18 protein-coding genes are annotated in these 23,551 nt (G+C 74.0%); 1 reads left to right on the top strand and 17 read right to left on the bottom strand.

Translation table 11 applies throughout. The annotated features are described in order from the left end of the window. Positions 1–328 precede the first annotated feature (328 nt). The 10 genes from ACSU53_RS19310 to ACSU53_RS19265 form a co-directional block, all read right to left on the bottom strand. Positions 329–1,498 carry an SUKH-4 family immunity protein gene (locus ACSU53_RS19310; RefSeq protein ID WP_437029397.1) on the bottom strand — a complete coding sequence of 390 codons (1,170 nt, stop codon included), beginning with the start codon at positions 1,496–1,498 and terminating at the stop codon, positions 329–331. Positions 1,499–1,817: 319 nt separating this feature from the next. Beyond that, positions 1,818–4,133, bottom strand: a complete 2,316-nt coding sequence (locus tag ACSU53_RS19305) for a xanthine dehydrogenase family protein molybdopterin-binding subunit (protein WP_437029395.1) — start codon at positions 4,131–4,133, stop codon at positions 1,818–1,820. Then, positions 4,130–6,019, bottom strand: coding sequence for a 2Fe-2S iron-sulfur cluster-binding protein (locus ACSU53_RS19300; protein ID WP_437029393.1), 1,890 nt, complete (start codon positions 6,017–6,019; stop codon positions 4,130–4,132). The genes ACSU53_RS19305 and ACSU53_RS19300 overlap by 4 nt, the downstream gene beginning before the upstream one ends. Then, a complete protein-coding gene (locus tag ACSU53_RS19295) occupies positions 6,016–6,909 on the bottom strand; it encodes an FAD binding domain-containing protein (protein ID WP_437029391.1) in 894 nt (297 codons plus the stop codon). Before ACSU53_RS19295 ends, ACSU53_RS19300 begins: the two co-directional genes overlap by 4 nt. A 287-nt stretch (positions 6,910–7,196) precedes the next feature. Then, the gene (locus tag ACSU53_RS19290) at positions 7,197–8,849 is read right to left on the bottom strand and encodes a beta-N-acetylhexosaminidase (RefSeq protein WP_437029390.1); all 1,653 of its coding nucleotides are present in this window, start codon (positions 8,847–8,849) and stop codon (positions 7,197–7,199) included. Between the two features lies 1 nt (position 8,850). Continuing rightward, complete coding sequence (locus tag ACSU53_RS19285; RefSeq protein WP_437033286.1) at positions 8,851–9,696, bottom strand: carbohydrate ABC transporter permease; 846 nt, start codon at positions 9,694–9,696, stop codon at positions 8,851–8,853. A 29-nt stretch (positions 9,697–9,725) separates the two neighbouring features. After that, positions 9,726–10,706, bottom strand: a complete 981-nt coding sequence (locus ACSU53_RS19280) for a carbohydrate ABC transporter permease (protein WP_437029388.1) — start codon at positions 10,704–10,706, stop codon at positions 9,726–9,728. Then, entirely contained in the window at positions 10,703–11,998 is a 1,296-nt protein-coding gene (locus tag ACSU53_RS19275; protein WP_437029386.1) for an extracellular solute-binding protein, read from the bottom strand. The genes ACSU53_RS19280 and ACSU53_RS19275 overlap by 4 nt, the downstream gene beginning before the upstream one ends. A 236-nt stretch (positions 11,999–12,234) precedes the next feature. Beyond that, positions 12,235–12,522: a DUF3039 domain-containing protein gene (locus ACSU53_RS19270; protein WP_081239264.1), complete on the bottom strand. Its 288-nt coding sequence runs from the start codon at positions 12,520–12,522 to the stop codon at positions 12,235–12,237. A 29-nt stretch (positions 12,523–12,551) separates the two neighbouring features. Further along, positions 12,552–13,124 carry a YqgE/AlgH family protein gene (locus tag ACSU53_RS19265; protein WP_437029384.1) on the bottom strand — a complete coding sequence of 191 codons (573 nt, stop codon included), beginning with the start codon at positions 13,122–13,124 and terminating at the stop codon, positions 12,552–12,554. Positions 13,125–13,378: 254 nt separating this feature from the next. Between ACSU53_RS19265 and murA the strand changes: the two genes are divergently transcribed. Further along, positions 13,379–14,725, top strand: coding sequence for a UDP-N-acetylglucosamine 1-carboxyvinyltransferase (gene murA / locus ACSU53_RS19260; protein WP_437029382.1), 1,347 nt, complete (start codon positions 13,379–13,381; stop codon positions 14,723–14,725). A 269-nt stretch (positions 14,726–14,994) separates the two neighbouring features. On the opposite strand, the gene ACSU53_RS19255 is transcribed toward murA, so the two are convergent. From ACSU53_RS19255 to ACSU53_RS19225, 7 genes are all read right to left on the bottom strand, one after another. Then, positions 14,995–15,276, bottom strand: a complete 282-nt coding sequence (locus ACSU53_RS19255) for an HU family DNA-binding protein (RefSeq protein ID WP_003990598.1) — start codon at positions 15,274–15,276, stop codon at positions 14,995–14,997. Between the two features lie 425 nt (positions 15,277–15,701). After that, positions 15,702–17,129 (bottom strand): NAD-dependent malic enzyme, encoded by a 1,428-nt coding sequence (locus tag ACSU53_RS19250; protein ID WP_437029380.1) that lies wholly within the window; start codon positions 17,127–17,129, stop codon positions 15,702–15,704. A 369-nt stretch (positions 17,130–17,498) separates the two neighbouring features. After that, on the bottom strand, positions 17,499–19,796 hold the full coding sequence (locus ACSU53_RS19245; RefSeq protein WP_437029378.1) for a HelD family protein: 2,298 nt from the start codon (positions 19,794–19,796) through the stop codon (positions 17,499–17,501). Positions 19,797–19,856: 60 nt separating this feature from the next. Then, entirely contained in the window at positions 19,857–20,612 is a 756-nt protein-coding gene (locus tag ACSU53_RS19240; protein ID WP_343240622.1) for a zf-HC2 domain-containing protein, read from the bottom strand. Positions 20,613–20,686: 74 nt separating this feature from the next. After that, on the bottom strand, positions 20,687–21,268 hold the full coding sequence (locus ACSU53_RS19235) for a sigma-70 family RNA polymerase sigma factor (RefSeq protein ID WP_164338096.1): 582 nt from the start codon (positions 21,266–21,268) through the stop codon (positions 20,687–20,689). A gap of 345 nt (positions 21,269–21,613) precedes the next feature. Next, on the bottom strand, positions 21,614–22,207 hold the full coding sequence (locus tag ACSU53_RS19230; protein ID WP_437029376.1) for a CGNR zinc finger domain-containing protein: 594 nt from the start codon (positions 22,205–22,207) through the stop codon (positions 21,614–21,616). A 140-nt stretch (positions 22,208–22,347) separates the two neighbouring features. After that, entirely contained in the window at positions 22,348–23,505 is a 1,158-nt protein-coding gene (locus tag ACSU53_RS19225) for a uroporphyrinogen-III synthase (protein WP_437029374.1), read from the bottom strand. Between the last annotated feature and the right edge of the window lie 46 nt (positions 23,506–23,551).

Raw genomic sequence — 23,551 nt, 5'->3', positions numbered from 1 at the left:
ACCTCCCTTCGCCTCAGCGTTGCACATCGAGCGCCACTCACCCCCACACTTGCGCAGTGAGCGGCACCCTACTGTTGCACTGGTTCCCCTGGAACGCAGCATGCGTGAGATCACCGGAAAGAGCGGAGCATCCAGCGCACTGGAGGTGATCGCCCCGCAGAGCCGTCAGACTCGTGATGGGTTCTGCCCGCAGCCGTGCGTAGTGGGTTTTCGCGGGGGGGAGCAAGCGTCCACTCTGCGACGCCGGTGCGGACGGCAAGGCTCGACCCTGCCGGCGGCGGCCGACCCGGCGACGTGCAACCGCCGGTGCCCCGGGGCACCGCCCGGCTCAGAGCACCCCGTCCGCCTCGTCGCGGAGGAGACCGGGCCGGGCGTGCTCGTCGGTTGCGGCGGTCGCTTCGGCCGGGTCGAAGGCGGACAGGGCCTCGATCATCGTCATCACCAGCCGGTCGTACGCCCGTGCCGTCAGGGCGTCCTCCGCGTCGGCGTCCAGGGTGTGTTCGCGCTGGAGGAGCCAGAGGGTGGCGGCCAGGGTGGAGACGTCCGTGGTCAGGGGGCGCAGGGCGGACGCGCGTTCGTCCCAGAGCAGCACCTCGCCCGTGGCGCCGTCCACGACCAGGCTGTGCCGCGCGACCGGGGTCCCGAGGCGGACCAGCCGGTCGGCGTGGGCGGGGAGGCCGGCGTCGTCGTGGCCCTCGTCGGCGTGGAACTCGGCGAGGGTGCGCGGGGGCAGGTCGGTGTCCTGGCGGAAGAGGAAGCTCTCCTCGGGCAGGCCGGTGTCCCGCAGGAAGCGGCGGGTCGGCCCGTGGGTGAGGGTGGCGGGGAGGTCGACCTCCTCGAAGCGGACCAGGCGGCCCCGGCCGAACGTCTCGTGCAGCAGGCGCGGCGGGAGGTCGAGGGCGAGGCCGGAGGCCGTGTCCGGGCCGGCCGCCGGGGCCAGGGGGCGGATCAGGGCGGCCAGACGGCAGGGCGGAGACGGGCGGCCGTCGGGGCCGTCCTCGAAGGCGGCCAGGAGGCGGCGTGAGGCCTCGGCCGCGGCCTGCGGGCCCCGGCGGGCCGCCCGGGCGGCGAACCGGCTTCTGAGGCCCGCCAGTTCGTCGGTGGCCGCCGCGAACCGCACCAGGGTCGGCAGCGACGGGGCCAGCGGCCGGTGGTCCATCGGGTCGGGGCCGGTGCAGGCGAGACGCGCGCCGGCGAGCGCGGCGGGCGGGCCCGCGAGCGGCGCCGGGCCCCCGGCGCCCGCCGCACCGAGCAGTGCGCTGATGACGAGCCGGTCCCGCAGCGTGTCGGCGAGCCGGTCGCCGAGGACGGCGCGGTCGCGGCGCGTCCCGGAGCAGGCGGTGTCGGCCGCGCGGAGGCCGGTGAAGGTCAACAGGGCCGTGCCGCCGGGACGGTGAGGCTCGGCGGGCCGGTGACGGACGGGGGCGTGCAGGACGTGCGGGCCGAGGATGTCCTCGGTCAGGGCGATCGCCGTGACAACGGTGTCCCTCGTGCTCATGCTTCCCCCGCGATGACGTGTGCTCGGTCCCGGACCGCGAACGCTCCGCCCGGTCGGACGCCCGCCGCCGTGCCCGGCAGCCGTCCCCCACGACCCGGCACATTACGCGCCACCACTGACAACGCCCCCGGACCGGGAACGCGCACCCGCACGTTCCGTATCAGGAGACGCCCGGACGGGGCCGGGAGTTGCCTAGGGGGCCGGAATTCGCCCCCGGTTCACCGACGCGGCCCGGACCGGACCCGTCGGTGTCCGGCAAGGCGCCGGAGCCCGGCGCGGCCCCGCCCGCGGTCGGCACCGCGTCACAGCTCCCGGGGCCTCAGCCCGAGGTCACCACCGCCGCCTGCGGACGGATCGGCAGGCGGTTCACCGGGCGGCCGGTGGCGGCTCGGACGGCGGAGGCGACGGCCGCGGGGGACGTCACCACCGGCACCGCGCTGACCGCCTTCGCGCCGAACGGGGCGACGACGTCCCGCTCCTCGACCAGCTTGACGATCCGGATGTCCGGGGCGTCCAGCGCCGTCGGCAGGGCGTAGCCGGTGAGGTCGGGGTGGCGGATCAGGCCGCGCGGGGTGCGCAGGTTCTCGGTCAGGGCGGCGCCCACGCCCTGGGTGACGCCCGCCTCGATCCGGGCGGCGAGCTGGGCCGGGTTGAGCACGCGGCCCACGTCCTGGGCGACGGCCAGCTCCACGACCCGTACCGAGCCCAGCTCGATGTCGACGTCGACCACCGCGCGGATCGCGCAGAAGGCGAGGCCGACGAACGCGTCGCCCTGGCCGGACTCGTCCAGGGGTTCCGTGGGGTGCGGGCGGCACTGGGCGGTGGCCCACAGTTCCTTGCCCTCCAGGGCTTCGGCGACCGTGGTGGACAGGACGCCGTCGTAGGAGGTGATCTTGCCGTCGGTGATCTGCAGCAGTTCGGTGGACATGCCGAACTTGTGGGCCAGCGGCTGGAGGAGCTGGGTGCGGACCATCTTGGCCGCGCGTTCCACCGCGCCGCCCGACACCCAGGTGTGCCGGCCGCGGCAGCCCGCGCCGGCCGGGGGCTGGTCGGTGTCCACGGGTGCCACGTGCACCTCGTCGACGCCGAGGGTCTCCTGGACGATCTGCCGGGCCAGCGTGGTGAAGCCCTGCCCGGTCTCGACGGCCGCGCACAGCACGGTCGCCACGCCGTCGTGCACCTTCACGGTGGCGGTGGAGACCTCGTCGGCGCCCTCCGCGCCCAGCATGTGCACCATGCCCAGGCCGTAGCCCACGCCGCGGCGGACGGCGCCCGGTTCGCCCGCGCCCTCCGGGCCGCCGGGGAGCAGCCACTCGTCCTCGGGGGTGTCCTTGGGCAGCGGGGGCAGCGGGTGGTCCCGCACCGCCTGGAGGAGTTCGGCGACGGGAGCGGGGCAGGTGACGGTCTGGCCGGTCGGCAGCAGGTCGCCGGTCGCCAGGACGTTGCGCAGGCGCACCTCGGCCGGGTCGGTGCCGAGCTTCTTGGCGAGCTTGTCCATCTGCGCCTCGTAGGCGGCGCACACCTGCATCGCGCCCTCGCCGCGCACGTGGCCCGAGGGCGGGTTGTTGGTGCGCACGGCCCAGCCCTCGATGAAGGCGTTGGGGACGACGTACGGGCCGCAGGCGAAGGACACGGCGGCGGCCAGGGCGTCGGAGGAGGTGTCGGCGTAGGCGCCCGCGTCGAGCAGGATCTGCGCCTCGACCTTCACCAGCCGGCCCTTGGCGTCGGCGTGGTGCCGGTAGCGCAGCAGCGTGGGGTGGCGGTGGGCGTGGCCGAGGAAGGACTCCTCGCGCGTGGCGGTGAGCTTCACCGGGCAGCCGGTGCGGAGCGCGAGCAGTCCGAGCGGGAGCTGGAAGCCCTGGTCCTCGCGGTCGGCGGTGGCGCCGGGCACCCCGGTGACGACGATCTTGACGCGGTCGGCCTCCAGGCCGAGGACGGCGGCGGCCGTGTCGCGGTCGGCGTGCGGGTCGGTGGACGCCAGGTACAGCTCGACGCCGCCGTCGGGGCGGGGCACGGCGAGTCCGGCCTCCGCGCCGATGGGGGCGGGGTCCTGGCGCCCGATGCGGTACAGCCCCTCGACGACGACGTCGCCGGTCGCGTCGGGGTCGCCGTGGCGCAGCGGGATGTGCCGGATCAGGTTGCCGTCGGGGTGCAGCGGCTCGGCCTCGAACGCCTGCTCCGGGTCGGTGACCGGGTCCAGCGCCTCGTACTCGACGATGACCGCGGCGGCCGCCATCCGCGCGGTGTCGGGGTGGTCGGCGGCCACGGCGGCGATGGGCTCGCCGTGGTGCCGCACGACCTCGCTGGCGAAGACCGGGCGGTCGGAGGTGCCGCGGCCGTGCACCGGACGGCCGGGGACGTCCTCGTGGGTGACGACCGCGCGCACGCCGGGCATCGCGCGGGCGTGGCTGGTGTCGATGGAGACGATGCGCGCGTGCGGGTGCGGGGAGCGCAGTACGGCCGCCCACAGCAGGCCCTCGGCCCACAGGTCGGCGGCGTACGGGAAGGTGCCCTCGGTCTTGGCGCGCGTGTCGGCGGCGGGCAGGGAGGCCCCGAGCCCGTGCGGCAGCGGCTCCGGCTCGGGCAGGTCCCCGGTGGGCCGCGCGGCCTGCGCGGTGGCTGCTTCGTCGGTCACGCCTGGCCTCCGTCCTGGCCGTGGGGCTGGTCGTCCGGTCCGGCGGCCGGGTGGGCCGGCGGGTTCACGCCGCCGTCACCGGGGCCCGCCTGGTGCGGGATCCGGGCCTCGTCCGCCGAGGGGCCGGTGTCCTGGCCGGTGTCGTCGGGCGCCGCGTGCGCCTCGCGTTCGGCGACGACCTGCCGGACGGCGTCGACCACGCCCCGGTAGCCGGAGCAGCGGCACAGGTTGCCGCACAGGGCCTGGCGGGTCTCCAGCTCGGTGGGGGCGGGGTTGCCCTCCAGCAGGTCGTGCACGGTCATCGCCATGCCGGGCACGCAGAAGCCGCACTGCACGGCACCGCACCGGGCGAGCGCCCGCTGCACGTCCGAGGGCCGGCCGTCCTGGGCGAGGCCCTCCACGGTGCGGACCTCGCTGCCGGCCGCGGTCACGGCCGGGACCAGGCAGGAGGCGACGAGGCGGCCGTCGACCTGCACGTTGCAGGCGCCGCACTCGCCCTGCGAGCAGCCGTCCTTGGCACCGGCGAGGCCGAGCCGCTCGCGCAGCACGTACAGCAGGGACTCGCCGATCCAGGCGTCGGTGACGGGCCGGTCGGTGCCGTTGACCCGCAGCACGTACGAGGCGAGCGGGTGGTCGTCGTGCGGGCCGCCCGGCGGGGGTCCGCCGTCGGGGGCGGTGGCGTCGGGGGCGGTGGTGTCCGGGGCGGTGGCGTCCGGGGCGGTGGCGTCCGGGGCGGTGGCGTCCGGGGCGGTGGCGTCCGGGGCGGTGGCGTCCGGGGCGGTGGCGTCCGGGGCGGTGGCGTCCGGGGCGGTGGCGTCGGCGACGGCCTCCGGCTGCTCGCCGGAGGTGTCGCCGTCCGCGTCCGCGCGCGGGGCGTCGCCGTCCCGCGGGCCCGGCGCGTCCGTGCGGCCGGCGGGGTCCGGGTCCTGCGCGGGGGCGGGGTGGCCCGCGCCGTCCGCGGGGCCGCGGGGGTCCGTCCCGGCGTCCGCGGCGCCCTCGGGGGCGCCGTCGGCGCGCCGGTGGCCGTCCTCGGGCTCACCGGTTCCGTGGGCGGCCGGGCGGGTGTGCTCCGGGGACGGGCGCTCCGCGGCCGTGTCCGGGCGGCCGGGCTCCCCGGCGGGGGCCGTTCCGGCGCCGGGGGTGTACGCGTGCGGCGGGTGGCCGGAGCCGTCGTGGGCGGGGCGTCCGCCGGGCCCGTCGTCCGGGCCGTGGCCGTGCGGCGGGCCGTCCGGGCCGTCGTCCTGCGGCACGCCCGGCACGCCGGGGCCCCAGGGGCGGCCGATGGCCTCCGGCGGCGGGGCCCAGGGGGCGGGCGCGCCGCCCGGGAGGGTGGCAGGCGGGGTGCCGCCCCACTGCTCGACCAGCGAGGACGTGGTGAACTCGCCCGACTCGTCCGGGATGTCGCCGCGGGCGACCGGGATCGACCACTGTCCGGTCACGTCCTGGCCGGCCGCCGGGTCCGGTCCGCCGTCGCGGCCCTCCCCGGCGGAGGCCTCGTCGAAGGACCACTGTCCGGTGTCCCCGGGCCGGTACCCGTAGCGGTCGTGCCCGGCCTGCGGCGCGGTGTGCGGGTCCTGCTGCTCCTGCCCCGCCCCGGGGGCGTTCCACCCGGCCCCGTCCACGGGAGCGCCGGGCACGGCCCAGGTGCCGGTGGCGGCCGGGTCGGTGCCCGCGGTGGTGGCCGGGGCGACCGTTATCTGCGGCGGCACGTAGCCGTGGCCGCCGGGGGCGGCGAGCGGGGTGTCCGAGGAGGAGGGCAGGCCGTCGAGGCCGCCCTCGGGCAGCTGCACGAACGCGGTGGCGCCGTCGTCGTACTCGCCCTGCGGCAGCGGGTCCCAGCGGCCGCCCGCGCGCGGGGTGCCCTCTCCGTGCTGGTCGTCGGTCACGACAGCGCCCTCCCCAGTGCTCGTCGGGCCAGCGCGGCGACGGTGCGCCGCAGGTGCAGTACGGCGGGCGGCAGCGGGGCGAGGGAGCCGTCCTCGGCGGGGGCCGCGTCGGGGATGCAGGCCGCGGCGACGTACTCGCCGAACGCCGTCAGGGCCTCCGGCACGATCGCGCGGTTGTTGTCCCAGTCGATGAGCCCGGCGACCCACTGCTCGGCGTCCACGGGCCGTAGCGGCATCGGCGCGATGGCGCCCACCGCGCAGCGCACCCCGCGCCGGGCCGGGTCGAGCACCAGGGCGACGGACGCCGTCGCGCGGCCGGGTCCGGTGCGCCCGGTCGCCTTCAGGAAGACCTGCGGGGCGTGCAGCAGCGGCACGCGGACGTAGCCGATGAGTTCGCCGGGGCGCAGCATCTCCATGCCCGCCAGCAGGTGGGAGACGGGCAGCTCGCGGCGGGCGCCGCCCGGGCCGGCGACGATCAGGGTCGCCTCCAGGGCCGCCAGCACCGGCAGCGCGTCCCCGGTGGGGGCGGCGGAGGCGATGTTGCCGCCGAGGGTGCCGGCGTTGCGGATGTGCGGCGGTCCGGCCGCGCGCGCGGCGGCGGCGAGGGCCGGGATGAGGGCGGCGAAGTCGGGGCGGCCCATGCGTGCGTGGGTGAGCCCGGCGCCGAGCAGCGCGTGCCCGTCGAGGTACTGCCAGCCGCGGATCTCGCTGATCCGGCCCAGGCCGACCAGGGCGGCGGGCCGGAGCTGTCCGGAGTTGACGGCGGCCATGAGGTCGGTGCCGCCCGCGACGGGCACGGCGGCGGGCATGGCGGTGAGCGCCGCCACCGCCTCGTCCAGCGTCGTGGGCAGCGTGACGGTCTGCGCCGCCTGTGGTGCGTGCGTGGTCAAACCGGCTGCCCCTTCCCGCTGCCCCACCTGGTCCCACCTGTGTTGCCGTACGGTACGACCTGACAGGGCGGACGTGGCAACTCTGGCACATCTTCGCGGGTGCCGAGGACAGGGGTCCGCTAGGAGACGTTCGCCCACCTCACCCCGCACATGGTCCGATTTCGCACGGCATCACCAGTGTGCTCGGTTCGGCACTCTTCGGTGACCCTTGTTCCTTTTTTCGTGACCTGTTCGAGGTGGGGCGGACGCGGGCGCGTGACCCGCCGGGGGCGCGGCGGGCGTGCGGGCTACCGGTTCGGGGGCGTGCCGTCGATCGGGCGCCCCAGGACGCCCGGACGCTTCTGCCAGGGCAGCGGCCCGGCGGGCGGCCGGTAGGCGACCCCGAGGGCGTCCAGGCGCCGGTAGTGGGCCTCCATCCGCCGCTGGAAGCCGGCGAAGTCGCGCTCCGGCGGAGCCGGCAGGGCGCTCCAGGCGACCTCGGCGAGCGCGGACAGCCGGGGGAACGCCTGGTAGTCGACGCGGGCCCGGTCCTCCATCACCTCGCTCCACAGGTTGGCCTGGGTGCCGAGCACCCGGTCCGCCTCCTCGGGCGTCAGCTCCGCGGGAACGGGTTCGAAGCGGTAGACGTCCTCCAGGGTGCGCACGTACCCGATGGGCACCGGTTCGTCGGGGCCCGCGTCCTGACGGTGGTCCAGGTACACCTGCTGCTCGGGGCACATGACCACGTCGTGGCCGGCGCGCGCGGCGGCGATCCCGCCCGCGTAGCCGCGCCAGGACGACACCGCGGCGCCCGGGGCGAGGCCGCCCTCCAGGATCTCGTCCCAGCCGATGAGCCGGCGTCCGCGCGCGGTGAGCCAGCGGTCGAAATGGGCCATGAACCACGCCTGGAGCGCGTCCTCGTCCGCGAGTCCGAGCCGGCTCAGCTGCTGCTGCGCGGCGGGTGAGGCACGCCACTGGTCCTTGGGGCATTCGTCGCCGCCGAGGTGCACGAACGACGAGAACGGGCTGCCGGCGTCCGCCGGGAACAGGTCGAGGACCTCGTCGAGCACCTCCTCCAGGAAGCGCAGGGTGGCGTCGGTGGGGGCGAGGACGTTGGGGTTGATGCCCCAGGTGTCCCAGACGGTCAGGGCGGCGGTGTCCACGACGTCGGCGTTGCCGAGTTCCGGGTAGGCGGCGATGGCGGCCTGGGAGTGCCCGGGCACGTCGATCTCGGGGACGACGCCGATGTGCCGGTCGGCGGCGTAGGCGACGATCTCCCGGATGTCGTCCTGGGTGTAGAAACCGCCGTGCGGACGGTCGTCCCACAGCGGTGAGGCGCGGTGGCCGATTTTCGTCCGGGACCGCCAGGAGCCGACGGTGGTCAGCCGGGGGTGGCGGCGGATCTCGATGCGCCAGCCCTGGTCGTCCGTCAGGTGGAGGTGGAGGACGTTGAGTTTGTGGGCGGCCATCAGGTCGAGGTAGCGCAGCACGTCGTCCTTGGGCATGAAGTGCCGCGCGACGTCGAGCATCAGGCCGCGCCAGCGGAAGCGGGGGGCGTCCTCGATGGTCTGCTCCGCCAGGCGCGGGGGCCCGTCCGGCCGGACGGGGGCCCGGCGGAAGGCGTCGGGGCCGAGCAGCTGGCGCAGGGTCTGGGCGCCCCAGAAGACCCCGGCCGCGCTGCCGCCGGTGATCTCGGTGCCGGTGCCGGCCGCGACGGTGAGCCGGTACGCCTCGGGCGCGAGGCTGTCGTCGATGCGCAGCCGCAGGCCGTCGGGGGCGTGCTCGGGGCCGGGGCGCAGCGGCAGGCGCAGGGCCGAGCCGAGGGTGGCGCGCAGCCAGCGTTCGGCGGTGCCGGTGCCGGGCCCGGCCCACAGGGTGGTGTTCTGGGACAGTTCGACGGTGCCGTCCCGGGGCCGTTCGACGGCCAGCGGGGCGGGCAGGAGTTCGGTCGGAGAGGTCACGTCAGTCCTTTACCGCGCCGCCCAGTCCGGAGACCAGACGCCGCTGCACGAGTACGAAGAAGACCAGTACGGGAATCGTCATCACCGTGGACGCCGCCATGACGCCGCCCCAGTCGGGCTCGTCCGGTTTGTAGAAGACCAGCAGCGCCATCGGCAGGGTGGACTGGGAGATGTCGCTGATGATGAAGGACTTGGCGAACAGGAAGTCGTTCCAGGTGGAGATGAAGGAGAACACGCTCGTCGCGATCAGGCCCGGCAGCACGAGCGGGAAGAGGATCTGCCAGAGGAAGCGGGCCCGGCTCGCCCCGTCGATGTACGCGGCCTCCTCCAGGGCCTCGGGCACGGCTTTCACGAATCCCCGCAGCATCCAGATCGCGAACGGCAGGGAGAAGGCGATGTGGGGCAGGATCAGCGACCAGAGGGTGTTGAGCTGACCGAGGTCCCGCATCTGGAAGAACAGGGGGATCGTCAGCGCCTCGACGGGCACCATCTGGGCCACCAGGAACATGATGAGCAGGGTGGTCCGCAGCCGGAACCGGAAACGGGTCACGGCGGTGGCGGCGAGGAAGGCGATGAGGGCCGAGGCGACCACCACGGCGACCGCGACGACCACGCTGTTGACGAAGTAGCGGCCGAAGTCCTCCTGCCCGAAGACCCGCCGGAAGGAGTCCAGGGTGGGCGCGAGGGTCCAGGGCCGGGGCGTGGTGGACTCGATCTCCCCGGCCGGCTTGAAGGCGCCCAGCACCATCCAGTACAGGGGGAAGGCGACCACCGCGGCGGTCAGCAGGGCGGCGGTCTCGGCCGCCAGCCGTCCCGGGCGCCGGACGAACCCGCGCACGGGTTTCACCTCGCGCTCGCGGACCTGGCTCGGGTGCGTCACAGTTCCTCCCCCTGTCGGCGCAGCAGCCGCAGGTACACCAGCGTCACGGCGAGCAGGATCAGCAGCATCACGACGCCGATGGCGGCGCCGAGGCTGTACTGCGAGGAGGCGAACGCCTGCTGGTAGGCGTACACGTTGAGGACGAGGTTCTGCCCGGCGATGCCGCCGCCGCCCGTCATGACGTAGATCTGGGTGAAGACCTTGAAGTCCCAGATGACGGACTGGATGGTGACGACCACCAGGATCGGCCGCAGCATCGGGGCGAGCACCGAGCGCCAGATGCGCCACTGCGAGGCGCCGTCGAGGGAGGCGGCCTCCAGCACCTCGGCCGGGACGGCGCGGATCCCGGCGTAGACGGTGACCATCACGAACGGGAAGGAGCACCAGACCACTTCGAGCAGGACCAGGAGGAAGGCGCTGTAGCGCCCGTACGTCCAGGAGAAGTCGCCGAGGCCCAGGACCCGGTTGACGGGGCCGAAGTCGGCGTCGAAGAGGAACAGCCACACGGTGGAGCCGGTGATGGCGGGGGTCGCCCAGGCGCCGAGGGCGGCCAGCATCAGCGCCAGGCGGGGCACGGCCCGCACCCGGGTGAGGAGCACGGCGAGCGCGCAGCCGACGGCGAGCGTGGAGAGGACGCAGACCGCCGCGAACACCACGGTGGCCAGCAGCACCTGCCAGAACTGCTCGTCGGCGGCGAGCGCCCGGTAGTTGCCGAGCCCTTCGAAGGTGGTCGGTTCGCCGCCGCTGACCTGCGCCTGGGTGTAGTGGAACAGCGAGATCAGGCCGAGTTGGTAGATCGGGTAGGCGAGCAGTCCGCCGAGGACGACGAGGGCGGGGGCGAGGTAGAGCCAGGGGGTGCGGGAGGCCCCGGGGCGGCGGCGCGGCGCCGGGGGCCGGGGGCGGCCGCGGGGGCGGGTCTTCCCGGGGAGGGCCGCCGGCCGCGCCCGCACGGCCGGCGGAGTGGCGGGCGCCGTCATCCGGCCGACCCGAACGCCTCGTTCATCTTCTCGGCCGCGTCGCCGGCGGCGGTGGCGACGTCCTTCTTGCCGCTGACGATCTCCTGGAACATCGTCGGCAGGACCTGCGAGGCGTCGATCTGCGCCCAGGCCGGGGAGGCCGGCACGAACTCGGTGCCGGCGGCGAGGGTGCGGACGAACGGCTTCAGGAAGGGCTCGTCGTCGGCGGCCTGCTCGCGCACGTCCGTGAAGGTGGGCAGGAAGCCCATCGCCTCGAACATCTCGCCCTGCGCCTCCTTGGAGGCGAGCCGCTTCATCAGGTCGACGGCGAGGGTGCGGTGGGAGGTGGACTTCAGGACGCCGAGGTTGTTCCCGCCCGCGAAGGCGGGGGCGATGGATCCGGGCTCCACTCCGGGCAGCGGCACGACGGCGTACTTGCCCTTGACCTTGCCCGCCTCGATGGCCGCGTGGCTGAAGTCGCCGCCGATCGCCATGGCCGCCTTGCCCGAGGCGAAGGCGGTCACGGTGTCGTTGCCGCCCATGCCCGCGCACTTGGCGGCCGGGCAGTTGTCGTCGCCGAACAGGGAGGTGTACGCCTCGATGCCCTTGCGGGCCTCGGGGCGGTCGACGGCGGCGGCGTACGAACCCCCCTTGCCGGTGGCGAGTTCGCCGCCGTGGGCCCACAGGAAGGGCATCGCGCCGTAGGTGTAGGCGCCGCCGACGGCGATGCCGTAGAGGTCGGGGCGGGCGGCGCGGATCTCCTTGGCGGTGGAGATCAGTCCGGCCTGGTCGGTGGGGGGTTCGAGGCCGAGGTCGTCGAACACGTCGGTGCGGTAGTAGAGCGCGCGGACGCCGACGAAGTAGGGGGCGCCGTAGACCTTGCCGTCCACGGTGACCGAGGTCCGGGCGGTGGGGTCGGTGTCCTCGGCCTCGTCCCAGGCGGCGAACTCCTCGGTGACGTCGGCGAGTCCGCCGTCCTTCACGTAGCCGGCGGTGTCGGTGTTGCCGTACTCGATGAGGTCGGGGGCCGAGGCGGGGTCGTTGAAGGCGGCCTTGATGCGCTGGGCGCGGGTCTCGACGGGGATGTACTCGACGGTGACCTCGACGTCCTCGTGGGCCTTCTCGAACCCGGCGACGACGGAGTCGACGACCTGCTGCTTGGGCTTGTTGTTGACCTCCTGGAAGAGCCACACCCGCAGGGTGCCGGTCCGCTCGTCCGTGTCGGAGGCGGAGTCGCCGGAGGTCTGGGGGGCGCACGCGACGGCGGCGGCGAGGACGGCCGCGGCGGCGACCAGACGGACGGACAGCTTCATGGAGCTCCTCCGGGGTGTTGCAACATGCGCAATGGCGGTTTTGCTGTGCACAACACTCCGGAGGCTAGGGACAGGGTGAGCGGGGCCACAAGAGGTCTCAACCACTCTGTGACCGGCGGACGCACACCGCGCAACACACGGGCGCACAAAAGGCAGCACAAAGGCCCCCGGAGGCGTGCGCACACGCTCCGGGGGCCCGGGAAGTCCGTAAAAGGGGGCGACCGGCGGGGTCGGGCCTACTTGTCGCCCTTGCCCTTGCCCTTGTCGTCGCCGCCGGAGCCCATGGACTCGTAGATCTCCTTGCACATGGGACACACCGGGTACTTCTTCGGGTCGCGGCCGGGCACCCACACCTTGCCGCACAGCGCCACGACGGGGGTGCCGTCGAGGGCGCTCGCCATGATCTTGTCCTTCTGGACGTAGTGGGCGAAGCGCTCGTGGTCACCGTCGCCGTGGGAGGTCTGCGGCGTCGGCTCGACGAGGGTCCCCGTACCAGTCCCGCGCTCGGGCTCAAGAGTGCTCATGCAAGAAAGGGTACTGAAGGTCACACGCTTCAGTTGAGTGAAGGGTCGTCCGGATACGTCGCGACCATCGCCAGCTCGTTGCGCTGGCGGCGGAGCACTTCGCGCCAGAGCCGCTCCGGCGCCGGTGAGGACACGTCCCCCGGCTCCGACTCCACCACGTACCAGGCGCCCTCGGCCAGCTCGTCCTCCAGCTGGCCGGGACCCCAGCCCGCGTAGCCGGCGAAGATGCGCAGCGAGCCGAGGGCCGAGGCCAGCAGCTCGGGCGGGGCCTCCAGGTCCACCAGGCCGATCGCGCCGTGCACCCGGCGCCAGCCCAGCGGCGCGGCCCGGTCCGCCGGCTCCCCGGGGACGACGGCGACACCGAGGGCGGAGTCCAGGGAGACGGGGCCGCCCTGGAAGACGACGCCGGGCTCGCCGGCCAGGTCCGCCCAGCCCTCGAGGATGTCACCGACGTCCACCGGCGTCGGCCGGTTCAGGACCACGCCGAGCGACCCCTCCTCGTCGTGGTCGAGGAGGAGGACCACCGCACGGTCGAAATTCGGGTCCGCCAGGGCGGGGGTGGCCACGAGCAACCGCCCTGTGAGCGAGGACACCTCGGTCATGCCAGACATGATCCCGCATCCACCGGCCCGATGGGGAGGCAACGGGTGCACGGGAGTGGACGCAGCTCAGGGCGGCCCGGTGCACCCGGGGCGCACGGCCGCGCCGGTGACCGCCCGTGGCCGCCGCCGGACAGTTCGTGTTGTGACGGATTCATGACGTGGCCGGACCCCGTCCGGGCATACAGAAGCGGGCCCCGGGCCGACTACCCTGTGCCTTTCGGCCCTGCCCCACCACCCCACGGAACGCGAGATCCATGACCGTCAACGGCGCTGATGACGTACTGCTGGTCCACGGCGGAACCCCGCTGGAGGGCGAGATCCGGGTCCGCGGTGCGAAGAACCTCGTACCGAAGGCCATGGTCGCCGCCCTGCTGGGCAGCGCTCCGAGCCGGCTGCGCAATGTTCCGGACATCCGTGACGTCCGCGTCGTACGCGGCCTGCTGCAGCTGCACGGCGTGACGGTCCGTCCGGGGGACGAGCCCGGCGAGCTGGTGCTCGACCCCACGCACGTGGAGAGCGCCAACGTCGCCGACATCGATGCCCACGCGGGCTCCTCGCGGATCCCGATCCTGTTCTGCGGGCCGCTGCTGCACCGCCTCGGCCACGCCTTCATCCCCGGCCTCGGCGGCTGCGACATCGGCGGCCGGCCCATCGACTTCCACTTCGACGTGCTGCGCCAGTTCGGCGCGACCATCGAGAAGCGGGCGGACGGCCAGTACCTGGAGGCCCCGCAGCGGCTGCGCGGCACGAAGATCCGGCTGCCGTACCCGTCGGTGGGCACGACGGAGCAGGTGCTGCTGACGGCGGTCCTCGCCGAGGGCGTCACCGAACTGTCCAACGCCGCGGTGGAGCCCGAGATCGAGGACCTGATCTGCGTCCTGCAGAAGATGGGCGCCATCATCGCGATGGACACCGACCGCACCATCCGCATCACCGGTGTCGACAAGCTGGGCGGCTACACCCACCGGGCCCTCCCGGACCGCCTGGAGGCCGCCTCCTGGGCGTCGGCGGCGCTGGCGACCGAGGGCAACATCTACGTCCACGGCGCCCAGCAGCGCTCGATGATGACGTTCCTGAACACCTACCGGAAGGTGGGCGGCGCCTTCGAGATCGACGACGAGGGCATCCGCTTCTGGCACCCGGGCGGGCAGCTGAAGTCCATCGCGCTGGAGACGGACGTGCACCCCGGCTTCCAGACCGACTGGCAGCAGCCCCTGGTGGTGGCGCTGACCCAGGCCACCGGCCTGTCGATCATCCACGAGACGGTCTACGAGTCCCGGCTCGGCTTCACCTCCGCGCTCAACCAGATGGGCGCGCACATCCAGCTCTACCGCGAGTGCCTGGGCGGCTCCGACTGCCGCTTCGGCCAGCGCAACTTCCTGCACTCCGCGGTCGTCTCCGGCCCCACCCGGCTGCAGGGCGCCGACCTGGTCATCCCGGACCTGCGCGGCGGCTTCTCCTACCTCATCGCCGCCCTGGCGGCCCAGGGCACGTCCCGGGTCCACGGCATCGGGCTCATCAACCGGGGCTACGAGAACTTCATGGAGAAGCTGGTGGAGCTGGGCGCCAAGGTCGAGCTGCCGGGCAAGGCACTGGGCTGACGGCCCCGCGGGCCGGGCGCGGCGCACGGCTGACGGGGCACCGCGGGCGGGCCGCGGCGCACGGCTGACGGCGTCCGCCGTGCCGAGGAGGCGCCCGAGGGCTCGCGGCCGGCGTCCGGCGCCCGTCGGGCCCCCGGCCGACGGAACCGGCGGCGCCGGCGGAACGGCGGCGTAACGGCAGCAGAAGGGGCGGCCACCCGAACCGGGTGGCCGCCCCTTCCGGCGTCACGGTGCGCCGTACGCCGTCCCGGGACGTACGGACTGCCGGATCACTTGCCCTTGGCGGCTTCCTTCAGCTTGGAGCCCGCGGAGACCTTCACGCTGTAGCCGGCCGGAATCTGGATCGGCTCGCCGGTCTGCGGGTTGCGGGCGGTGCGGGCGGCACGGTGGGTGCGCTCGAAGGTGAGGAAACCGGGGATGGTGACCTTCTCGTCGCCCTTGGAGACGATGTCGCCGACGACGTCGGCGAACGCGGCCAGCACGGCGTCGGCGTCCTTGCGAGTCACCTCGGCGCGGTCGGCCAGCGCGGCCACCAGCTCACTGCGGTTCATGTTGTTACTCCCGTGTTCTTCTTGCTGTTGAGGCGAGCCACGCGGCGGGGCCGCATGGTGCGCACGGCCAGGCCGATGCTGCCAGGGCCCCGGAAAAGGCCCCGAACCCGGGTCCGTCATCCGGACCCACGCGCCACTGGGGGTGCCCCCGGACGTAGTCCTTGGTGAAGCATCCTGCCTCTACCTGCGGCGGGAATGCCAATCCGGCACCCGCATGCGCCGTGAGTACACCCGTGGGAGTCACACGACGGAGCGCCCCGCCCTTTCGGGCGGTGACGGCGCCACCGTCCGCCGGCGGCCGCGGTCGGCAGGAGACCGGTAGCTCGTACCGGCCGCCACCCTAGAGGGCACCGGCGCCGTGCGGGTTCCACGACGCGCCGCCCGGGGCCCGCGTGGCGATCCTCACAGCGCCCGTACCCCGGCCCCTACGCCCCCGGGTGCGCCTCGTCGGCGGCGGCCTTCGCGGCCTCGCGCACCGCCCCGGCGACCGCGCCCGCGACCTTGTCGTTGAAGACGCTGGGGATGATGTAGTTCGGGTTCAGCTCGTCCGGGGTGACCACGTCGGCCAGGGCCTGCGCGGCGGCCAGCATCATCTGGGTGGTCACCGAGCTGGACTGGGCGTCCAGCAGGCCGCGGAAGACGCCCGGGAAGACCAGCACGTTGTTGATCTGGTTCGGGAAGTCGGAGCGGCCGGTGGCCACCACGGCCGCGGTCTGGCGGGCGATCGCCGGGTCCACCTCCGGGTCCGGGTTCGCGAGCGCGAAGACGACCGCGCCCTCGGCCATCGCGGCCACGTCCTCGGCGCCGAGGACGTCCGGCGCCGAGACGCCGATGAAGACGTCGGCGCCGCGCACCGCCTCCTTGAGGGTGCCGGTGAGGTTCTCCGGGTTGGTGTGCTCGGCGATCCAGCACAGCGTGGAGTCGGGCGCGGCCTGCTTGAGGTCCTCGCGGCCCGCGTGCACCACGCCGTGGATGTCGGCCACCACGGCGTTCTTCACCCCGGCGGCGAGCAGCAGCTTCAGGATGGCCGTGCCGGCCGCGCCGGCGCCCGACATGACCACGCGGATGTTCTCGATCGACTTGCCGGTGACCCGCAGGGCGTTGGTCAGGGCGGCGAGGACGACGATCGCGGTGCCGTGCTGGTCGTCGTGGAAGACGGGGATGTCCAGGGCCTCGCGCAGCCGGGCCTCGATCTCGAAGCAGCGCGGCGCGGAGATGTCCTCCAGGTTGATGCCCGCGAAGCCCGGGGCGATGGCCTTGACGATCTCGACGATCGCGTCGGTGTCCTGGGTGTCCAGGCAGATCGGCCAGGCGTCGATGCCGGCGAACCGCTTGAACAGGGCCGCCTTGCCCTCCATCACCGGCAGCGCGGCCTGCGGGCCGATGTTGCCCAGGCCCAGCACGGCCGAGCCGTCCGTCACGACCGCAACGGAGTTGCGCTTGATGGTGAGGCGGCGGGCGTCCTCGGGGTTCTGGGCGATGGCCATGCAGACCCGGGCCACGCCCGGCGTGTAGACCATGGACAGGTCGTCACGGTTGCGGATGGGGTGCTTGGCCTGCATCTCGATCTTGCCGCCGAGGTGCATCAGGAACGTACGGTCGGAGACCTTGCCCAGGACGACGCCCTCGATGCCGCGCAGCTGCTGCACGATCTGGTCGGCGTGGGCGGTGGACGTGGCGGCGATGGTGACGTCGATGCGCAGCTTCTCGTGGCCGGAGGCGGTGACGTCGAGGCCGGTCACCGAACCGCCTGAGGACTCCACGGCGGTGGTGAGCTGGGACACGGCGGTTCCGCTCGCCGGCACCTCCAGCCGGATCGTCATCGAGTAGGAGACGCTGGGCGCCGTTGCCATGGCCGACTTCCTCTGCTTTTTCCGTTACTGCGTCGCCATGTCCCCACAGCGGCGCGTCGTGCTGTCCGATCGTCGCACCTACCAGCGAGTACGCGGTAGCCGCCTCGGATTGCGAACGTTGTGTTCGCACGTCCCCGACAGTACGGACCGTACGGGGCCACGAAAAAGAGGCCCCCTGCCATGTGGTGACAGGGGGCCTCTTTGACGGTTGGGCGACACCGACCCGCCATGCTCGCCTCGCGGCAAGTGGTCGCTCGAAGCGACGAAGGTTGGGCCCGGGGGCTTGGATCGGGCCGGTGTCACATCCAGGCTAACAAACGGATCGCCGTCGGCCATTCCCGCGCGGAGACGAATTTTCCGCGCGCCCCCTCAGTCCCGCAGCAGGTCCGGAACCCCGGACGCGTCCGGCTCGTCGCGCTCCCCGGAGACCACTGTGAGCTGCTGGGTGGCGCGGGTCAGGGCGACGTACAGCACGCGCAGTCCGGCGGGGGACTCGTCGGCGATCTCGGCCGGGGAGACGACGACCGTCGCGTCGTACTCCAGGCCCTTGGCCTCCAGGCTGCCCAGGGCCACCACCCGGTCGCCGAGTCCGTCGAGCCAGCGGCGGGCCTCCTCGCGGCGCTGCATGGCGACGACCACGCCGATCGTGCCGTCCACCCGGTCCAGCAGGCGCTCCGCCTCGGCGCGCACGGCCTCCCCGAGCGGACCGCCGGCGACGGCGAACCGCGGTTCCACGCCGGTGGAGCGCACCGCGCGCGGGGCCGCGGAGCCCGGCATGGCGAGGGCGAGCACCCGGGACGCCAGGTCGGCGATCTCGGCCGGGTTGCGGTAGTTCACGGTGAGTTCGAAGCGGCGGCGCGGCCGGGAGCCGAGGGCCTCGTCGCGGGCCTCGGCGGCCTCGTCGGGGTCGGACCAGGAGGACTGGGCCGGGTCGCCGACGACCGTCCAGGTGGCGTGCCGGCCGCGGCGGCCCACCATCCGCCACTGCATGGGGGTGAGGTCCTGCGCCTCGTCGACGATGACGTGCGCGTACTCGACGCGTTCCTGGGCGAGCCGCTCGGCCCGCTCGCGCTGGCTCTCCTCGCGCACCGGCATCAGCTCCTCCAGGCCGGTGAGCTGGTCCAGCGGGTCGAGTTCGCGCCGCTTGCGGGGGCGGGCGGGGGTGCCGAGGACGGCCTGGAGTTCGTCGAGCAGGGCGATGTCGTGCACGGAGCGGCCGTCGCGCCGCAGCGAGCGGGCGAGGCGGCGGACCTCGCCCTGGTTGAGGACGCGGCGGGCCCAGCGGCCGAGGCGCCGTTCGTCGGCCATGGCGTCGAGCACGGCGGACGGGGTCAGCTCGGGCCACCAGGCGTCGAGGAAGGCGATGAAGTCGTCCTCGGAGGTGATGTCGTCGTCGAAGGAGGAGCGCAGTTCGGCGGCGAGTTCCGGGTCGGTGTGCCGGGTGCCGGCGCCGGAGCGCTCCCACAGCGAGTCGAGCAGCAGCTTGCGGGCGCGCGGGCGCAGCAGGTTGACGGGGGCGGTGCCGCCGAGGGCGCTGCGGCGGATCTCCTTGAGGTCCTCGGCGTCCAGTTCCAGGCGGCGGCCGAAGGCGACGACCCGCAGCCGGGTGGGCGCGTCGTCCGTCTCCAGCGCCCCGCGGGCCGCCTTGCGCAGCACCTTGAGCATGCGGGCGGAGCCCTTGACGCGGGCCACGGCGGGCGTGTCGTAGACGGTGGCCTCGACGCCCTCCACCAGGGAGCCGAGGGCGCGGATGGCGACCTGGCCCTCCTCGCCGAGGGAGGGCAGCACGCCCTCGGTGTAGGCGACGAGCAGCGGGGTCGGCGAGACGATGAGGATGCCGCCCGCGTAGCGGCGCCGGTCCTGGTAGAGCAGGTAGGCCGCGCGGTGCAGGGCCACGGCGGTCTTGCCGGTGCCGGGGCCGCCCTCGACGTGGGTGACGGAGGCGGCGGGGGCGCGGATCACCAGGTCCTGCTCGGCCTGGATGGAGGCCACGATGTCCCGCATGCTGTGGGTCCGGGCCTGGCCGAGGGCCGCCATCAGGGCGCCGTCGCCGACCACGGGCAGTTCCTCGCCGTCGAGGTACGCGGTCAGCTCGGGGCGCATCAGGTCGTCCTCGACGCCGAGGACGCGGCGGCCCTTGGAGCGGATGACGCGGCGGCGCACCACGCGGCCCGGGTCGACGGGGGTGGAGCGGTAGAAGGGGGCGGCGGCCGGGGCCCGCCAGTCGATGACGAGCGGGCTGTAGTCCTGGTCGAGGACGCCGATACGGCCGATGTGCAGGGTCTCGGCGATGTCGGCGGTGCCGTCGGGGCGCACGGCGCCGTCGGCGGGCTCGACGGCGGTGTAGGCGCCGTCGGGGCCCCGCTTGCCGTCCTTGCCGAGGAGCAGGTCGATGCGGCCGAAGAGGAAGTCCTCGAACTCGTTGTTCAGCCGGTTGAGGTGGACGCCGGCCCGGAAGACCTGGGCGTCCCGCTCGGCGAGCGCGCCGGGCGTGCCGACCTGCCCGCGCCGGGCCGCGTCCCGCATGAGGAACTCGGCCTCGTCGATCTTCTCCTCAAGGCGCCGGTACACCCGGTCCAGGTGTTCCTGTTCGACACGGATCTCCCGGTCGCGGACGGAGTCGTGAACCGGTCCGACCGCGGATTCCTGTTGAGCCTGAGCGGCCACCGGGCCCCCTTCTGACGTGCTGGGCAGCCGTCAACCGTACGCGAAGGGGGCCGGGTGAGGCTACGCGTCCACTTCGACGAGCTGCTTGCCGTCGAAGTTCACCACGACGAAGTGGTCGATCTCGTTCATCTCGAAGGCCGCGCCGCCCTGGATGTAGAGCGGCTGCTTGGACTTGTCCGTCTTGCCGTCGGGCAGGCCGTAGCCCTCGGACGGGACGGACCACGAGGTGACCGTCTCGCGTTCGCCGTTCTTGCCGACGGCGATGAGCGAGCACTTCTCGGGACCCTTGACGTTCCGCAGCTCGGTGACCGTGCCGGTGCCCCACTCCTTCTCCTGGAGCGCGACGGTCACGGAGACCTTGGTGGTGGGGTCGGTGGCGGTGATCTTGTCGGGGATCTGGTCGAAGGCTTCCTTGGCGGGGTTCGCCGCGAGCGTCCGGTTGGTGTCGCCCCCGCCGTCGCCGCCCCCGCTGTTCGCCGCGACGGCGACGAACGGGCCGCTGACGATCAGCGCACCGGCGGCCGCCACCATGTAGAAGTTGCGGCGGCGCTTCTTGGCCCTGCGTTCGGCGACCTCGTCGACCAGCTTCTCCACCACGCGCGGGGAGGGCTTGGCGGACAGCGACTCGCCGATGGACGGCGTGCCGGAGCCGGGCAGGTCCGCGAGCGCGGCCAGCATCGGTTCCATCCCGGCGAGTTCGTCGAGCTGCTGGGCGCACCACTCGCAGGTCGCGAGGTGCATCTCGAACCGGCCCGCCTCGGCGTCGTCCAGGATGCCGAGGGCGTAGGCGCCGACGGTCTCGTGCTCGTTCGGCACCGGTGATCCCTCCATGGGAGCAGACATACCCGTACCACCCGCGCCGAATCCCTGGTTTCCCCCGTACACACTCATCACGCCGTCACCCCCCGCTCCTCCAGTGCCAGCTTCATCGACCGCAGGGCGTAGAACACCCTGGAGCGCACCGTACCGCTGGGTATCCCGAGCGTTTCGGCCGCCTCGTTGACCGTACGTCCCTTGAAGTACGTCTCGACGAGCACCTCCCGGTGGGCAGGGGTCAGGTCGTCGAGTGCGTCCGACAACGTCATCAGCCACAGCGCCTTGTCGATCTCGTCCTCCGCGGGGATGACCTCCAGCGGCGACGGATCGACCTCCTGCGGCCGGGCCTGCCGGCTGCGGTGGCCGTCGATGACGATGCGCCGGGCGACCGTCACCAGCCAGGGGCGTACCGAACCGGTCGCCCGATTGAGCTGACCGGCGTTCTTCCAGGCACGGATGAGCGTTTCCTGCACGACGTCCTCGGCGCGCTGCCGGTCTCCGGCGACCAGCCGCAGGACATAGGCCAGCAGGGGTCCGGCGTGCTCTCGATACAGAGCACGCATCAGCTCCTCGTCAGGTTCCGAGGGCTGTGACGCGCGATGTCGGGCCCTCGTTCCACGTTCATTGGCCACGACGGAATCCTTGCGCACGCCCACCTCCGGTGTCCGGGGGATCCCCCAGTCGGTCGCTCGACTACCGGTACGCAGGGCAAGTGGCGGGTGTTCAAAGCGGGGTGACAATTTCTGCGGGGTGACGTGACGACCGGGACATGGAGCCACATATTCCCCCCGCGCTCTTTACATTTCCGACACACCTGGCGGGAGGGGCATCGCTGCCCGCGCTCCCGGGACGGCAAACGGCGTGTAAGCAACGTCACTTCGCGATGCGGAGCACACAAGCGGCATACCGGACACGGGCGCCGCGGGCCGGCCCCGCGAGCGCACCTCGGCCGCGGCGCGCGGACCTCCCCGCACGCCGTTCCCGGGACCCCGCGGGGGTGGTCAGGCGCGGGTGAGGGCGGCGCGGCGGCGGTGGCGGGCCACCCGCTCGCGGTTGCCGCAGACCTCGCTGGAACACCAGCGCCTCCTGCGTCCCCGGGACGTGTCCACGTACACGATGGGGCAGTTGTCCCCCTCGCACTGGCGCAGGCTCGCCCGCGCCACCGGATCGGTCAGCAGGTCCACCGCGTCCCGGGCGATCGCGCCGAGCAGGGCGCCCCGCCGGGGCGGCCCGTCCAGGCGCCGCACCAGCGAGCCGTCCGCCCCCGCGACGGCCCGCGGGGCCGGCGGTGCGACGCGGGCGAGTTCGTTGACCCGGGCCAGCGCGAGGTCGTGCGCGGGACGTCCGGGGGCGGGCCGGCCCCGCAGCAGCGGCACCAGCAGTCCCCGCAGTTCACTGAACGCGGGCGGCCAGGAGGCGTCGGCGTGGGCGAGCGAGGTGCCCGGCGGCACCAGGCCGGAGCCGGTGATCCAGGCGCGCAGGACCGCGAGGGAGTCGAGCCGTTCGGCGGGATGCGTGGTGGCGAGCAGGTCCAGACACACCCGTCCGGTGTCGAACCGCAGCTCGTGGGACGCCGTGGCCGTGCCGAGTGCCATGAGCCTGTCACCGCCTGGGGTGCGCCCCGGCCGGAAGCCGGTGCGGCGCGAGCGAGGGGGCCGGGAAACCGTCCTTCTACAGTGCCCGTCCGCGTGCCCGCCCGGAAGCCCCCAGGGGCCCCCGCCGGCCGGCACCCCGTTCACGAACCGGCGTACTTCTCCTCCGCCCGCGGGTCCAGCGCGAGGCGGTAGCCGCGCTTGACGACGGTCTGGATCAGCTGCGGGGTGCCGAGGGCGGCACGGAGCCGGGCCATCGCCGTCTCCACCGCGTGCTCGTCCCGGCCCGCGCCGGGCAGCGCCCGCAGCAGGTCGCCGCGCGCGACGACCCAGCCGGGCCGGCGGGCCAGCGCCCGCAGCAGGGCCATCCCGGCCGGCGGCACCGGCCGCAGCGCGCCGTCGACGACGGCCGCGTGCCCGCGGATCTCCAGCCGGTGCCCGGCGACCGGCAGCGAGCAGGCGCGGGCGGGCAGGTCCCGGCAGAGCAGTTGGACCAGCGGGCCGAGCCGGAAGCGCTCGGGATGCACGGTGCCGATGCCGCGGGCCTGCAACGGCAGCGCGGTGACCGGGCCCACGCAGGCGGGCAGCACGTCCTGGCCGAGCGCGGCCAGCAGGTCGTCGAGCCGGCCGCGCTCCTCGGCGCGGGCCAGCAGCGAGGCCGCGGCGGGCGCGCTGGTGAAGGTCACCGCGTCCAGCGTCCGGGTGACGGCCGCGTCCAGCAGCCGGTCGACGGGGCCGAGGTCCTCCGGCGGCAGCCACCGGTAGACCGGCACCCCGATCACCTCCGCTCCCCCGGCGCGCAGCGACTCCACGAAGCCGGGCAGCGGTTCCCCGTGCAGCTGGATCGCGACGCGCAGCCCGTCGACGCCCTCCGCCAGCAGCCGGTCGAGCACCTCGGCCATCGACTCCGAGGCGGGCGACCACTCCTCGGTGAGCCCGGCGGCCCGCACGGCGCCCTTCACCTTGGGGCCGCGGGCCAGGATCCGCGCCCCGCGCAGGGTGGTCAGCAGGTCCTCGCCCAGGCCCCAGCCGTCGGCGGCCGACATCCAGCCGCGGAACCCGATCGCGGTGGTGGCGACCACCACGTCCGGGGCGCGGGCGATGATCTCCTCGGTGGCGGCGAGCAGTTCGCCGTCGTCGGCCAGCGGCACGATCCGCAGGGCGGGCGCGTGCAGCACGACGGCCCCCCGCCGCTCCAGCAGCGCGCCGAGCTCGTCGGCCCGGCGCGCCGCGGTCACGCCCACGGTGAAGCCCGCGAGGGGCCCGTGGGCGGGTGGCTGCTCTCGTGCGTCGTCGTCCATGTTCTCGTCCCGGGCTGGAGTCGGCGTACCGCGGGAAGGTGCGGCT

The sequence above is a fragment of the Streptomyces sp. enrichment culture genome, from assembly GCF_964273255.1.
Taxonomy (GTDB): domain Bacteria; phylum Actinomycetota; class Actinomycetes; order Streptomycetales; family Streptomycetaceae; genus Streptomyces.
Note: the sequence above shows the minus strand (reverse complement) of the source record. Positions and strands in the feature narration are given on the sequence as shown.

Coding starts and splice junctions, on each gene's coding strand:
- ACSU53_RS19310 (WP_437029397.1), bottom strand. CDS start 1,498: ATGAGCACGAGGGACACCGTTGTCACGGCGATCGCCCTGACCGAGGAC.
- ACSU53_RS19280 (WP_437029388.1), bottom strand. CDS start 10,706: ATGACGGCGCCCGCCACTCCGCCGGCCGTGCGGGCGCGGCCGGCGGCC.
- ACSU53_RS19275 (WP_437029386.1), bottom strand. CDS start 11,998: ATGAAGCTGTCCGTCCGTCTGGTCGCCGCCGCGGCCGTCCTCGCCGCC.
- ACSU53_RS19270 (WP_081239264.1), bottom strand. CDS start 12,522: ATGAGCACTCTTGAGCCCGAGCGCGGGACTGGTACGGGGACCCTCGTC.
- ACSU53_RS19265 (WP_437029384.1), bottom strand. CDS start 13,124: ATGACCGAGGTGTCCTCGCTCACAGGGCGGTTGCTCGTGGCCACCCCC.
- murA (WP_437029382.1), top strand. CDS start 13,379: ATGACCGTCAACGGCGCTGATGACGTACTGCTGGTCCACGGCGGAACC.
- ACSU53_RS19255 (WP_003990598.1), bottom strand. CDS start 15,276: ATGAACCGCAGTGAGCTGGTGGCCGCGCTGGCCGACCGCGCCGAGGTG.
- ACSU53_RS19250 (WP_437029380.1), bottom strand. CDS start 17,129: ATGGCAACGGCGCCCAGCGTCTCCTACTCGATGACGATCCGGCTGGAG.
- ACSU53_RS19230 (WP_437029376.1), bottom strand. CDS start 22,207: ATGGCACTCGGCACGGCCACGGCGTCCCACGAGCTGCGGTTCGACACC.
- ACSU53_RS19225 (WP_437029374.1), bottom strand. CDS start 23,505: ATGGACGACGACGCACGAGAGCAGCCACCCGCCCACGGGCCCCTCGCG.